This window comes from Dyella subtropica, from assembly GCF_026283965.1.
Lineage (GTDB): Bacteria > Pseudomonadota > Gammaproteobacteria > Xanthomonadales > Rhodanobacteraceae > Dyella_D > Dyella_D subtropica.
Window position 1 is genome coordinate 53,060 of the sequence record NZ_JAPDPD010000005.1, and the last position, 13,951, is coordinate 67,010.

The window sequence follows — 13,951 nt, forward strand, 5'->3', positions numbered from 1 at the left end:
CTGGACCGCTCCCTCACGACGTCGAACCGACACCTTATGCACTGCCTGTTGATCGAGGACGACCACACCACCTCGGAGTTGATCCGCCACGGTCTCGAGCGGTCCGGCTACGCGGTAGAGACCTGCCACGAGGGAGCTGGCGGGCTGAAGCAGGCGACCGAAGGCCAATGGGATGTCATCGTGCTCGACCGCTTATTGCCGGGGGGCACCGACGGGCTCGATATCCTCGCCGCCGTGCGTTCGCGCGGCATCGACACCCCGGTCATCGTGCTGAGTGCCTTGTCCAGCCTCGACGATCGCGTGCGCGGCCTGCGCAGCGGCAGCGACGACTACCTGAGCAAACCCTTCGCCTTCGACGAGTTGCTGGCCCGCATCGAGGCGCTGACTCGACGCGCCGCACGTCATGGCGATCCAGACCAACTGGTGGTGGCGGACTTGCAGCTCGACACGCGCAACCGCCGCGTTTTTCGCGGACACCAGCAGATCGCCCTGCAGCCGCGCGAATACCAGTTGCTGGAATACCTGGCGCGCCATCAGGGCAAGGTGGTGACACGCAAGATGCTGCTGGCCGCCGTGTGGGGCTTTCACTTCGACCCGGAAACCAATGTCATCGACGTCCAGATGAGCCGCCTGCGCAACAAGATCGACAAGGACTTTCCGGTGACCTTGATCCAGACCGTGCGCGGGGTGGGCTACACCCTGCAAGCACCATGATGGCCGGCTTCCGCCACTCCGTCGTGTTCCGCATGGCCGCCGGCTACGGCCTGCTATTGCTGCTTTCGGTCGGCGTCGTGTCAGCCATCTTCTACGTCGGCACCGCGGGTTTGCTGGCACGTAATATCGACAAGCAGCTGTCGCTCACCTCGCGTCGCCTGATTCAGCTCCACGATCACCAGGGCACGGCGGCCCTGCAGCAGGAAGTCCACACCCTGCTGACCGACGACCTGGACGTCAACACCGAGATCTACCAGCTCACCGGGCCCGACGGCCGACTATTCATCGGCAACCTGACGGCCGTGTCCTTGCCGAAAGGCGAAAGCGACGTCTTGGTGGAGCGCCAGGTCAAACGCCTGGATCGCGACACGCTCGGCCGTCTCATGGTCCATCGTTTTCCCGACGGCACCATCTTGATCGTCGGCCGCGACCAGCAGGACCAGCGGGATCTCGAACGCAAGATTCTCACCGCACTCGCCCTCGGTGGCCTGATCGCCTTGTTGCTGGCGGCGGGCGGCGCGCTGCTGTTTCGTTCGCAATTGCAGAAACAGCTCAAGGCGATCCATCGCACCACCACCGAAGTAGCCTCCGGCAAGCTCGACCGGCGCATTGCGGTCGGCCGCTCACGCGACGAATTCGCGGTGGTGGCACATGACGTCAACCGCATGCTCGACGAGATCGAGCGCCTGATGAACACCGCCCGCAACGTCTCCAACGCCATCGCACACGACCTGCGTACGCCACTCGGGCGCATTCGCGCGGCGCTGGAAGATGCGCTGCGCTCGCAACAGCCGCTGGATCGCCTGCAAGACAGCGCGCAGTACGCCATCGACGAAATCGACACCCTGATCGTGCTGTTCGACAAACTGCTGCAGATTGCCGAGGCCGAAGCCGGCGTGCGCCGCCAGCGCTTCGACCGGCTGCCGCTGCGCGACGTGGTGGGCGATATCGTGGAGCTTTACCAGCCAGCCGCCGAGAACGAAGGCATGAGCCTATCGCTGGCGGTCGATGGCGAGCCCACGGTGTCTGCCGACCGCGATCTGCTGGCCAGCGTCATGGCCAATCTGCTCGACAACGCACTCAAGTACGCCGGCCAGGGGGCCACCGTGCGGGTGGCCATCCATGCCAGCGCGGAGCAGGTGTTCCTCGAGGTGGTGGATGACGGCCCAGGCATTCCTGCCGATGCCATCGATCACGCGGCCGAGCGCTTCTTCCGCGTCGACACCAGCCGCCATCTGCGCGGCAACGGCCTGGGCCTGTCCATCGTGGCGGCGGTGGTCGCCCTGCACCGCGGCACGCTCACGCTGGAGGACGCCCGCCCCGGGCTCCGGGTAGTCATTGCGCTGCCTCCTGGCTGACTGCGGAACCTTTCCAAACCGTAACTATGGCGCCTCCACCCCGGCCGCTTATGGTGGCGGCCGCCGGGCATCCGGTGACTCCGGCTGCGCCGCAGCCGCTACCCGATGCCCGCGCTGATTCTCGACGAGCCGATTCTCGATGAGCCGATTCTCGACGAGCAGATTCCCGACGATGGAAACGCGCATGCAGAAGATTCATGGCTCGACGTCGCCGCGTGCCACTCTGCGCATAGGCTTTGGCCTGTGCATCGGCCTGGCCGTGCTGACCGGTTGCGGCAAAGATCCCTCCGCCCAGGCCAAGCCGCCGACGCCACCTGCAAGTGACAGCGTCACCATCAACGATCAACAGGCCCGGCACGTCACCGTTGAGCCGGTGCAGTTGCGCAATTTCGACCAGCACCGCGACGCGGTCGGCTTCATCGATTTCAATCAGGACCGGCTCGCCCAGGTGTTTCCCGCCTATCAGGGCCGCGTGCGTCAGGTACTGGCCAAGCTTGGCGACGATGTCACCAAGGGCCAAGTGCTCTTCACCATCGACAGCCCCGATCTGGCGCAGGCCGAATCCAACCTGATCGCCACCGCGGGTGTGCGCGAACTGACCACGCGCACGCTCGGGCGCGCACGCCAGATGCTCGATGTACAGGCCAGCGCGCAGAAGGATGTCGAGCAGGCCACGTCCGACCAGCAGGCCGCCGAAGGCAACTATCGTTCAGCGCGTAACGTGCTGCGCCTGCAGGGCATGACGGACGGCGACATCGACCGCATCGTCGCCAGCCACAAGGTCGACGGCGAGCTGCGTGTGCTCAGCCCGATGGCCGGAAGAGTCACCGCGCGTACCGTGGCGCCTGGCGACTTCGTGCAACCCGGCGGCGCGACCGCACCGTTCACCGTGGCGAACCTCGATTCGCTCTGGATGGTGGCTAACGTAGCCGAGGACGACGCCATGGCGCTGCGTGCCGGACAAACCGTCACCGTGGCGGTGAACGCGCTGCCCGGCCGTACTCTGCAAGGCACCATCGAGGTGGTCGGCAGCAGCGTGGACCCCGCCACCCATCGCGTGCAGGTGCGCTCGACGATTCACGACACCCGCCGCGAATTGCGTCCGCAGATGCTAGCCACCTTTGTGATCCGTACCGGCGAACCGCTGCGTTCGGCGGCCGTTCCTGCCAATGCCGTGGTACGCGAAGGCGACGGCACCATGACGGTCTACACCACCCAGGACGGCCACCGCTTTACCCGGCGCCCGGTGAAACTCGGCCTGCAGCAGGACGGCTTCAACCAGATCGTCGAAGGCCTGTCGGGCAGCGAGCGGGTGGCCGGCGACGGCGCGCTGTTCATCAGCAACGCACTGGCGCTGCAGTCGCAGTAACGCTGCGAACACTGCCCGCCACTCCAACGTATAGAAGAAAGGCCAGATCGTGCTCAGAGGCATCGTTGCGTTTGCGCTCACCCGGCGATCCATTGTGATCATGGCCCTGGCGGCTTTTGTCATCGCCGGGCTGGTGGCGTACGCCAAGCTCAATATCGAGGCATACCCGAACCCGGCGCCGGTGATCCTGGAAATCACCGCGCAGTCGCCTGGACTCTCGGCCGAGGAAATGGAGCGGTCCTACACGCGCCCGATGGAGGTCGGACTGGCCACCACGCCGGGCGTGGACAACATCCGCTCCACCTCGTTCTACGGCCTGTCCTTTGTGCGCGTCACGTTCAAGTACGGCGTCGACTACTACCAAGCCTATACACAGGCCGCATTGAACCTGCAGCAGAATGTGAGCCTGCCGGGCGCCGTGCAGCCACAGATCCAGGCATCCAGCCTGGTTGGCGAAATTCTGCGCTACCAGCTGGTCGGTCCGCCGCACACCGGCCTCACTCAGTTGCGCACGCTGCAGGACTGGGTGGTCACGCGCCGCCTGCTGTCGGTGCCCGGCGTCGCGCAGGTCGTGACCTGGGGCGGCACCACCAAAGAATACGACGTCAATGCCGACCTCCACAAGCTGGAGGGTTACGGCATCACCCTGCCGCAGCTGATCACCGCTGTCGGCAACGCCAATGCCAATGTGGGCGGCCGCACCATCAACATCGGCCAGCAGTCGGTCAACATCCGCGGCGTGGGCCTGATCAAGAACACCGACGACGTCGGCAATATCGTGCTGTCGCAGACCAATGGCACACCCGTGCTGGTGAAGGACGTCGCGAAGGTCTCCATCGGCTACGTGCCGCGCCTGGGCAAGGCCGGGCGCGACGACCAGGATGATGTGGTGACCGGTATCGTGGTAATGAACCGCACGCTGCAAACCAATGAGGTACTCGCCCGCGTCAAGACCGAGGTGGCGAAACTCAACAGCGACGGCACCCTGCCCGCCGGCGTGAAGCTGGACCCCATCTACGACCGCTCCACCCTGGTGGACGTCACCACGCACACCGTCCTGCACAACCTGATCTTCGGTTGCCTGCTGGTGTTCTTCATCCAGTGGATCTTCCTGGGCGATCTGCGCAGCGCGCTCATCGTGAGCGCCAACATCCCGGTCGCGCTGTTCTTCAGCATCATCATCCTGGTCATCTTGGGCGACTCGGCCAACCTGCTGTCGGTGGGCGCGGTGGATTTCGGCATCATCGTCGACTCGGCGGTGATCCTGATCGAGAACATCTTCCGCAATTTCCAGAAGAACAAGGAAGAGCGGCAAGAGATGCTGCATGAGCAGGCGCAAAGCGACTTCGCGATGTACGCCAAGGGGCGCGCAGCGCATAGCTGGCCCGAGCGGATGCGCCTGCTGTTCATCAGCACCACGCAAGTGGACCGCGCCGTGTTGTTCTCCTCCGCCATCACCGTCGCCGCCTTCATTCCGCTGTTCACCATGCAAGGTGTCGAAGGCCAGATCTTCAACCCGATGGCGCGCACCTATGCCTACGCCCTGACCGGCGCGCTGATCGCCACCTTCACCGTGACGCCCGTGCTCGCCTCGCTGTTGCTGCCCAAGCACGTCAAGGAAACTGAAACGCTGTTTGTGCGCGCGATTCGCCGGGTCTACTCGCCTGTGCTGCATTGGGCGCTGCAACGGCGAAAGCTCACGGTGCTGATCGGCATGGGCTTTCTGCTGCTGGCCGGGCTGCTGTTGCCGCGCATCGGCACCGAATTCCTGCCGGCGCTGGAGGAAGGCAATCTGTGGATTCGCGCCACCATGCCGGCCACCATCTCCTTGGAAGCTGGCATGGACAAGGTCAACCGCATGCGCCAGATCCTCAAGGCGCATCCGGAGGTGATCACCGTGGTGTCCCAGCATGGTCGCCCCGACGACGGCAGCGACGCCTCGGGCTTCTACAATGTCGAGCTGTTCGTACCACTGAAGCCGGAAAACACCTGGCCCAGCGGCGAGACCAAAGACACCTTGGTGAAGGAACTGCAGCAGGCATTTGGCAACGAATTCCCTGGTGTGGAATTCAATTTCTCGCAGTACATCCAGGACAACATCGAGGAAGGCCTGTCCGGCGTCAAAGGCGCCAACTCGGTGAAGATCGTCGGCCCCGAACTGCCCGTGCTGGAGAAGCTGGCGGACCAGGTGCTGCACGAAATGCGGCAGGTCAAAGGCATAGAAGATCTCGGCGCATTCCATGTGCTGGGCCAGCCCAACCTCAACATCACCATCGACCGCGCCAAGGCAGCCCGCTACGGCCTCAACACCGGCGACATCAACAGCGTGGTGCAGGCCGCCGCGGGCGGCACGCAGGCCACCACGGTGCTCGAAGGCGACCGCCAATTCTCGTTGACCGTGCGCTTGGCGCAAACTTATCGCTCCGACGTGCAGGCGATCGGCGACATCAAAGTCGGTTACGCCACGCCCAGCGGCTCCACGGCCTATATTCCGCTGCGCGAACTGGCGAGCATCACGCTCGACACGGGCGCCTCGTACATCTATCACGAGCGCAACGAACGCTTCATCCCGGTGAAATTCAGCGTGCGTGGCCGCGACCTGGGCGGCACCGTGGCCGAAGCGCAGCACCGCATCGCCGAGCACGTCACCCTGCCCAGCGGCTACCACCTGGTGTGGGCCGGCGAGTTCGAGGATATGCAGCAGGCCAAGGATCGCCTGGCCATCGTGCTACCCATCGCCATCGGCCTGATCCTGGCGCTGTTGTTCACGCTGTTCAATTCGTTCCGCGACAGTCTGCTGACGCTGGCGGCGATTCCCTTCTCGATCGCTGGCGGCATCATCGCCTTGTATCTATCGGGCCTGAACTTGAGCGTTTCGGCCGCGATTGGCTTCGTCTCGTTGTTCGGTGTGTCGGTGATGAACGGCATCCTGGTCATCACCTATTTCAACCATCTGGTCTTCGAGGGCAAATCGCCGTTGGAAGCGATGTATCTCGCGGCCGAACAACGCATGCGCCCCATGCTGATGACGGCGCTGTCCGCGTGCATCGGCCTGTTGCCGGCGGCGTTGTCCACCGGCATTGGCAGCCAGGTGCAGCGCCCGCTGGCGACCGTGGTCGTCGGCGGCATGCTGCTCGGTCCGATCATGCTGCTGATCGTGGCGCCCGCATTGCAGGTGCTGGTGGTGGAATGGTCACAGGGACGCAAGCGACGCCGTCCGCGCCACCCTGCCGAGACGGGAGGTCTGTGATGGCTACGTCTCTTACCAAGCGCACGTCGCACGCCCGGTTGTCGATGATGGCGGTTGCTCTGCTCTGTGCGGGCTGCGCCGTGGGACCCGACTACCACCGCCCCGCCTTGCCCGCGGCCGACAACTACACGCGCGAGTCGCTGCCGAAAACGGTCGGCGCCGCCGACGTCAGCCACGACGAGCAACAGCTTCAACCAGGCGAGAAGATCGCAAAGGAATGGTGGACGACGTTCGGCTCGCCCCAGCTCAACGCGCTGGTGACGCAGGCGTTCGCGCATAACCCGTCCATCGAGAGCGCACAGGCGGCGTTGCGTCAGGCACAGGAGAACGTTGCCGCGCAGCGCGGCGCGTACCTGCCGACGGTCCAGCTCAACTATTCGGCCAGCCGCCAGAAGAACGCCGTCGGCACGATCTCGCCGACGCTCACCTCCGGCCAGCCGATCTACACGCTGCACACGACACAGCTCAACATCTCCTACGCGCCGGACGTCTTCGGCCTCAACCGGCGCGCGGTGGAGTCGCTTGCCGCGCAGGCCGAAAGCCAGCAGTTCCAGCTGGAAGCCGCTTACCAGACGTTGGCCTCTAACGTGGTGGCTGCCGCGGTACAGGAAGCCGCGCTGCGCGCGCAGATCGATGCGACCACCGACATCATCGCCAGCGACACGCGATCACTGGCGATACTGCACGGGCAGGCCAAACTCGGCTACGCCTCCGGTCTCGACGTAGCCGCGCAGGAAACAGCGCTGGCCCAGGCGAAGCAAACGCTTCCGCCCTTGCAGAAGCAGCTCGAGCAGACGCGCGACCTGATCGCCGTGCTGACTGGCAACCTGCCGTCGCAAGGCGGCAGCGAATCGTTCGACCTGGACCACTTGCAACTGCCTCGCGAAGTGCCGTTGTCACTGCCCTCGCAGCTGGTCGAACGACGTCCGGACGTGAGAGCCGCCGAAGCGCAGGTCCACGCAGCCAATGCGCAAGTGGGTGTAGCCCTCGCCAATCGCCTGCCGCAGTTTTCCATCTCGGGACAGTACGGCGGCAGCTCGACGCAATTCAGCCGGATGTTCGACCAGGGCAACAAGTTCTGGGGCCTGACCGGCAACGTCGCGCAAACCATTTTCGACTTCGGCACGCTCAAGCACCGCCAGCGTGCCGCCGAAGCCGCATTGCAGCAGTCGGCCGCGCAGTATCGCGGCGTGGTGTTGACGGCATTTCAGAACGTCGCGGACGCGCTCTATGCACTCGATGCCGATGCGCGCGCACTCGACGCGGCCATCCAGGCAGAAACAGCGGCCAAACGGACGCTGGACCTGACGCGCAAGCAACTCGAATTCGGTCAGGTGAATGGATTGGCGCTACTCAATGCGCAGACCGCCTACCAGCAAACCAGGATGGCCAGTGTGCAGGCGCAGGCGGCGCGGTATAGCGATACGGCGGCGTTGATGTTGGCGCTGGGCGGGGGATGGCAGGAACAGCAAAAGCAGGAGTAAGTAGTCGCTCTCAACAGGGGGCGAGTCCGGCGCTCGTCTGACTCGGCTCCGACATGAGGCAGCCCGCGAATCAAATCAGACCGTGCGTTCGTGCATATTCGAACAGCTGCGTGTTGCTGGTCGTGCCCAGCTTGCGCATCGCATCGTTCTTCTGCTGACTGATGGTCTTGACGCTGCGATGCAGTTGCTCGGAAATCTGCGTCACCGAAAGGCCACGCGCGTACAGGCGCACCACTTCCGCCTCGCGCCGGGAAAGAATGGATGGATCGACAACCTGGTCATCCTGCTCGACACTCGCCACGTGCTCACGCATCGCTTCACAAACATAGGTGCGCCCCTTCATCACCGCGTTGATGGCCAGCAGGAGCTCCTTGGTCATCGCCATCTTGCCGACCAGGCCATTGACACCTGCCGCCAGCATGCCGCGAATCAAAGCCGGGTTGTTCGTCATCGTGAGCACGATGATCGGCAACTGCGGGTGATCGCGGCGCAGGCGCTGCATCAGCGGCAGACCGTCACCGGCGCCGTCCTCGTAAGGCATCGAGTAATCCGTGATCAGCAAATCGCACGATTCGCCTTTGAGCAGCGCCAGCAATTCCCCGCCATGGCTCGCTTCGCCCACCACCTGCATCGCCCCGTGCTCGCGCAGCAATGTGCGTATCCCCAGCATAACGACGGGATGGTCGTCGGCGATGACGACCCGAAGGGTCTGGCCGTTCTGCGACATAGCCTGTCTCGCTGGAATCCCATGGGCGCGGCATTGTACTGTCCACAGCGCTCCCGCGCAGACACTCCACGCACCATGAGGCATGATGGCGATCATTTGCGGCCAGACCGCCGATCGAGCCTCCATCGTGACTCTTTCAAACCTCAACGGCGTCCCCGGTACGGCCTGGTTCGAAGCCGGGTCCGTTTCCGTCTCCACCATCATCGTGATTCTCGCCACCTTGCTCTGCCTCACCGCGCTGGCGGCGCTGGCCGTGCTGCGCGTCGTGTTCCAGCTGCGCCAGAAACTGGCCGAGACCGAACGAGCGCTACAGCAGCAGGTGCAGGCGACGCAATCATTGATCGATGCGATCCCGTTTCCGGTGGAGTTACGGGATGGACAAGGTGTGTATCGGATGCTCAACGCTGCCTGCCAGCATCGGCTGGGCATCGACATCACGCGCGCCATCGGCAAAACCAGTCTGGAGCTGTCGGACCATCGGTTGATATCCCTACCCGACGGCACGCCGTCGATACAGTACTTGCACCAGCTTGCGCTGGAAGCGATGCGACTGGATAGCCGGCAGCGCCATGAACTTGACTACGTAAGCGACGACGGCAAGCAACGTGGCGGCCTGCTTCTGGTGTCGCCAGCGCATGACGCAAGCGGTGCAGTCAACGGTTCGGTGAGCGTGCTGATCGATATCACCGAATATCGGCAGCTGGTAAGAACCGCGCGTGCCACCGAACAAAGCCTGCGCGAAATCACCCAGCGCATTCCGGTGGTGGTGTTCGCCGTGCGGCGCGGCGCCGATAGAATGCCCCGACTTAGCTTTGTCGCCGGCAATTTGCGCGCCCTGTTCGGATTGGAACAGGCGGACCTGATCGAGCCGACCGACGAGCTGCGCGAATGGCCGTTCCACGATCGCATCCATGTCGAGGACGCACCTACGCTTCGCCGCTTGCTGCGGCATGCCGCGCGGCATAGCCGCACCGCCACGCTGGACTTTCGCGCCTACGGCGATGAGGGGCTGCGTTGGATCCACCTGACGATGGGCGCACGCCGCCTGCCTGGACAAGGCGTGGAATGGATCGGCTATTTCATCGACACCACCAGCGTCAACGCGCATAACCAGGTACTGCGCGCGGCCCGCGACGCAGCCGAACGGGCCTCCAAGGCCAAGGCGGACTTCCTCGCCACGATGAGCCACGAGGTCCGCACACCGATGAATGGCGTGCTCGGCATGCTGGAATTGCTCGGGCGCACCTCGCTCGATGCCGAACAGCAGGAGCTGCTGCATACGGTGGAGGACTCGGCCGGCGTGCTGATGCAGGTCCTGGATGACGTGCTGGATTTCTCCAAGCTGGAGGCCGGCAATGTGCGGCTGGACCAGGTGCCATTCGATCTGCGCAGCCTGATCGACAACGCGGTTGGCATCATGACTGGAGCCATGCATGGCAAGGGCCTGCGTGTCGAAGTAGGCATGGATGCCACGCTGGCCGGCGAATTTTTGGGCGACAGCGTTCGGATCCGGCAGATCCTGCTCAACCTGCTCAACAACGCCAGCAAGTTCACCGAGCGTGGCAGCATCACGGTCAATGCGCGCGTGCTGGGCGACGACGGCCACTCGCAGCGCCTGCGCTTGAACGTCCGCGACACCGGCATCGGCATCGCCGTCGACAAGCAGGCCAGCCTGTTCACGCCGTTCACGCAGGCAGAGTCGTGGACAACGCGTCGCTACGGCGGCACTGGCCTGGGGCTGGCCATTTGCCGACATCTTGTGCAGTTGATGGATGGGGACATCGTGCTCAGCAGTCGCCTCAACGAAGGCACGCAGGTCACCGTGGATTTGCGCCTGCAGGTCGCGCGGCGGGAGATCGCGCGGCCGGCGGAACTGGGTGGCCGGCATGCGATCGTGCGATTGTCCTCGTCCGGCATCGCCCATGCGCTGGCCGAGCACCTGAGCGCCCTCGGCTGCACGGTAGAGCAGGTTCCGCCTGCGCAGCCCATGCGCGATGGCGCAGCGGCCAATCTGCTATTCATCGCATCGGATGACGAAGCCGGCGCAGACCTGATGGCGTCGCAGGCCATATTCGTCGAAACCGATCCCTATGCGGCTCGCAGTGACGACAAGCGCATCGTGCTGCCCGCCAACCCGCTGAAATGGCAGACGCTGATGCGCGTGTGCGCGCAGGCCCTCAAGCATGTCGCCGTGGCGCCGGTCACGTCCGAGCACGTGTCTGTCCGCGATCGGCATGGACGCGTGCTCGTGGTCGAAGACCATCCCGTCAGCCGGTCGCTGGTGCGCAAGCAGCTCGAATGGCTGGGTTGGTCCTGCGACGTGGTGGACGACGGTGAAACCGCCCTTCAGGCGTTGTCCAAGCGGGATTACGCCATCCTGCTGACCGATTGCCAGATGCCTGGCATGGACGGCTACGCCCTGACGCAGGCTTGGCGCCGCCGTGAAGCCGCGAGCGGGCGCGGTACACGCCTGCCGATCATTGCGATGACCGCAAACGTGCTGGATGGCGAAGCGGCTCGCTGCCGCGAAGCAGGCATGGACGACTATCTCGGTAAACCCGTGCAGTTGCGCCAGCTGGAGGAAAAGCTGCTTACGTGGATGCCGCTGCCCGCTGGCGGCCCCGATCCCTTCGAGGAGGTCGGCGCACAGGACATGCGTAACGAGATGCGGCAACTGCTGCAGGAGACAGGCCACAAGGATTTGCACGAGCTGGAACACGCCGTCATGACGGGCGATCTGCGGAGGGCCATGCAGCTCTTGCATCGGATGCTCGGAGCGCTGCAGCTGTTCGCGGACGGCGAAATCATTACCAAAGGGCACGCGCTGACCGAGCAGCTGTCGAGCAACGAAGCCAGTGCGACCCTGCATCTGATGCCTGGCTATATCGCGGATTTACGCCGCTTGTTGGGGACGCTCTGATTTATTGAAAATCCGCGAACCATAAAATGACGCCACTTATGGATCAGTGCGCCCTCAGCCTTTCCGTTTGAGCAGAAACTGAAATAAGAGCCGCTATCAAAACTACTGCGCGACCACGAGGCGGGCGCGGTCGGTGCTCGGAATCCTCATGTACGCGCCAGTACACTCCGGTTCCTGCGCGCCGCCCGCACCCTCCTCGCGGCCGCTCGCTACGTTTTGATAGCAGCTCTAACTTCACATTCCGTTGACCTTTAAGGCCAATCAAAACGAAATAAACGAAATAGCACGCCCTCCTTTCACTTCGCGACCCGTCAACCCCGCTTTTGGCCATTGGTATTTCTTGACGACTGTCGCAAAATCGCCCGCTTGCAATTCGGTCAGGGCTGCCACTCTCCCACCTTGGTCAATGACTGATCCTCACACCCCGTGGAGAGTGCATCGCTGGTGCAACTGAGCACTAGATAAGGAAGAGTGATGCGTCTGTGCAAATTGCCGCGCCGGCATCTGCTGGCAACGCTGCTGATCGTTTTGTCGATGCTGCCGGTTGCCCATGCGTCGGATTGGAACTATCGCGTTCGTCCCGGTGACAACGTTTGGGATCTTTCCAGCCGCTACCTCAAGCCTGACGTTCCCTGGCAGCAGCTGAGGGACTACAACAAGATCGCTGACCCTTATCACCTGCCACCCGGCATGCTGGTGCACGTCCCGATCGCCTGGCTGCGCCAGCAGCCTGCCGAGGCCACGGTTGTCGCGATCGTCGGGGCTGCGCACGTACAGCTGTCCGACCAAGCACCAGCTCAGCCGGTTACGACGGGCATGTCGCTCGGCTACGGCGCCGAACTGCACACGGAGCCGGGGGCCAGTCTGACGCTGCAATTCGCCGACAGTTCGCGCGTGCTGATGCAGGAAGACAGCACGCTGCGACTGGACCACATGAGCGCTTACGGCAAGACCGGCATGGTAGACACGCGCCTGCGCCTGCAGCATGGCCATATATCCAGTGCGGTGACGCCGCTGACCGGCTCCGCCGCACGCTTCAGCGTAGAGACCCCAGGCACGGTGTCGAGCGTACGCGGCACCCATTTCCGCGTCGCTGCCGACGGCGCCCAATCGCGCACCGAAGTGCTGACGGGACGTGTCGACGTGGGTGGCGATCACGCGCACGTGCTGGTGCCGAAGGCATCGGGCATCGCGGTCACCGATGGCGACAAGCCTACGCATGCGAAACCGCTGCTGGCCGCACCCGAACTGCAATGCCCGCCCCAGGCGGTGACGCAACTGCCTTACCGTTTCGTGTGGACGGCACTCGAAGGCGCAAGCCACTATCGCGTGCAGATGGCTTCGAGCGATCGTTTCGAAGCCTTGTTGCTGGATCGTGTCACGCAAACAGCGGGAGCCAGCCTGCCCGACGTACCCGATGGCAGCTATGCGGTCCGCGTGCACGGCATCGATGGCGATCAACTGGAAGGATTGGACAGCACCTGCACACTGCGCATCGACGGCCATCCGCAACCGCCGCTGGTGATGGAGCCGCTGCCCGGGAGCAAGGTGCGCGATACGCGCCCGCGCTTCCGCTGGACGGAGAGCCTGCAGGCTTCGTCCTATGTGTGGCAATTGGCCGGCGATACGCAGTTCGCGGCTCCGCTCGCCAGCGAGTCCGAACTACACGGCGATCACGTGCGAGCGCCGAACGACTTGCCCTATGGACGCTACTATTGGCGAATCGCGACACGGGACAGCAGCGGCAAGCAAGGGCCTTTCAGTGATCCCATGCCCTTCGATCTCGTGCCGCAGCCGCCGGTCCCTGAAGTGGGCAAGCCCCAGGCGTCACGGCACACGTTGAATTTCGCGTGGGCAGCGGGTGCGACAGGCCAGGGCTATCACATCCAGTTCGATCGGAATCCTGATTTCTCGCATCCGCAGATCGATCGCACGCTGGATCAACCTGGGCTGGAGATACCCAAGCCGGGCTCTGGCGTGTGGTATCTGCGCATGCAGATCATCGACCCCGACGGCTATGCCAGCCCATGGGGGGCGGTGCAGAAGATTCGATTGCCATGCATGGTCTGCCGCATTGCGGCTGTCGGTGGTGGTGGCGCGCTGTTGTGGCTATTGCTTTGAGCTTCGTC

Annotated in this window: 9 protein-coding genes and 1 other RNA gene; 8 read left to right on the top strand and 2 right to left on the bottom strand. The window is 63.9% G+C overall.

The features are described from left to right. The first annotated feature begins 36 nt into the window (after window positions 1–36). The 5 genes from OUZ45_RS05600 (at window position 37) to OUZ45_RS05620 (ending at window position 8,175) form a co-directional block, all read left to right on the top strand. Window positions 37–714 (top strand): response regulator transcription factor, encoded by a 678-nt coding sequence (locus OUZ45_RS05600; protein WP_266168952.1) that lies wholly within the window; start codon window positions 37–39, stop codon window positions 712–714. Beyond that, a complete protein-coding gene (locus OUZ45_RS05605) occupies window positions 711–2,072 on the top strand; it encodes a sensor histidine kinase (RefSeq protein WP_266168953.1) in 1,362 nt (453 codons plus the stop codon). Before OUZ45_RS05600 ends, OUZ45_RS05605 begins: the two co-directional genes overlap by 4 nt. A gap of 184 nt (window positions 2,073–2,256) precedes the next feature. Next, window positions 2,257–3,441, top strand: coding sequence for an efflux RND transporter periplasmic adaptor subunit (locus tag OUZ45_RS05610; protein WP_266168954.1), 1,185 nt, complete (start codon window positions 2,257–2,259; stop codon window positions 3,439–3,441). Window positions 3,442–3,490: 49 nt separating this feature from the next. Beyond that, window positions 3,491–6,691 carry an efflux RND transporter permease subunit gene (locus OUZ45_RS05615; RefSeq protein ID WP_266168955.1) on the top strand — a complete coding sequence of 1,067 codons (3,201 nt, stop codon included), beginning with the start codon at window positions 3,491–3,493 and terminating at the stop codon, window positions 6,689–6,691. Next, a complete protein-coding gene (locus OUZ45_RS05620; protein ID WP_266168956.1) occupies window positions 6,691–8,175 on the top strand; it encodes an efflux transporter outer membrane subunit in 1,485 nt (494 codons plus the stop codon). Before OUZ45_RS05615 ends, OUZ45_RS05620 begins: the two co-directional genes overlap by 1 nt. A gap of 70 nt (window positions 8,176–8,245) precedes the next feature. Here OUZ45_RS05620 and OUZ45_RS05625 read toward each other — a convergent pair whose 3' ends face one another. Then, window positions 8,246–8,902 carry a response regulator gene (locus OUZ45_RS05625; RefSeq protein ID WP_266168957.1) on the bottom strand — a complete coding sequence of 219 codons (657 nt, stop codon included), beginning with the start codon at window positions 8,900–8,902 and terminating at the stop codon, window positions 8,246–8,248. Between the two features lie 82 nt (window positions 8,903–8,984). Here OUZ45_RS05625 and OUZ45_RS05630 point away from each other — a divergent pair, with 82 nt between their 5' ends. After that, on the top strand, window positions 8,985–11,822 hold the full coding sequence (locus OUZ45_RS05630) for an ATP-binding protein (RefSeq protein ID WP_266168958.1): 2,838 nt from the start codon (window positions 8,985–8,987) through the stop codon (window positions 11,820–11,822). A 148-nt stretch (window positions 11,823–11,970) separates the two neighbouring features. Further along, a non-coding RNA gene (locus OUZ45_RS05635) (sX9 sRNA) lies at window positions 11,971–12,047 on the top strand. Window positions 12,048–12,083: 36 nt separating this feature from the next. On the opposite strand, the gene OUZ45_RS05640 is transcribed toward OUZ45_RS05635, so the two are convergent. Next, entirely contained in the window at window positions 12,084–12,212 is a 129-nt protein-coding gene (locus OUZ45_RS05640; protein ID WP_266168959.1) for a hypothetical protein, read from the bottom strand. Window positions 12,213–12,296: 84 nt separating this feature from the next. Here OUZ45_RS05640 and OUZ45_RS05645 point away from each other — a divergent pair, with 84 nt between their 5' ends. Then, on the top strand, window positions 12,297–13,943 hold the full coding sequence (locus OUZ45_RS05645; RefSeq protein WP_266168960.1) for a FecR domain-containing protein: 1,647 nt from the start codon (window positions 12,297–12,299) through the stop codon (window positions 13,941–13,943). Window positions 13,944–13,951: the final 8 nt, after the last annotated feature.

What these genes read in the sequence shown, in the direction of transcription:
- OUZ45_RS05605 (WP_266168953.1), top strand. Translation starts at nt 711, where the DNA reads ATGATGGCCGGCTTCCGCCACTCCGTCGTGTTCCGCATGGCCGCCGGC.
- OUZ45_RS05630 (WP_266168958.1), top strand. Translation starts at nt 8,985, where the DNA reads ATGATGGCGATCATTTGCGGCCAGACCGCCGATCGAGCCTCCATCGTG.
- OUZ45_RS05620 (WP_266168956.1), top strand. Translation starts at nt 6,691, where the DNA reads ATGGCTACGTCTCTTACCAAGCGCACGTCGCACGCCCGGTTGTCGATG.
- OUZ45_RS05610 (WP_266168954.1), top strand. Translation starts at nt 2,257, where the DNA reads ATGCAGAAGATTCATGGCTCGACGTCGCCGCGTGCCACTCTGCGCATA.
- OUZ45_RS05645 (WP_266168960.1), top strand. Translation starts at nt 12,297, where the DNA reads ATGCGTCTGTGCAAATTGCCGCGCCGGCATCTGCTGGCAACGCTGCTG.
- OUZ45_RS05625 (WP_266168957.1), bottom strand. Translation starts at nt 8,902, where the DNA reads ATGTCGCAGAACGGCCAGACCCTTCGGGTCGTCATCGCCGACGACCAT.
- OUZ45_RS05600 (WP_266168952.1), top strand. Translation starts at nt 37, where the DNA reads ATGCACTGCCTGTTGATCGAGGACGACCACACCACCTCGGAGTTGATC.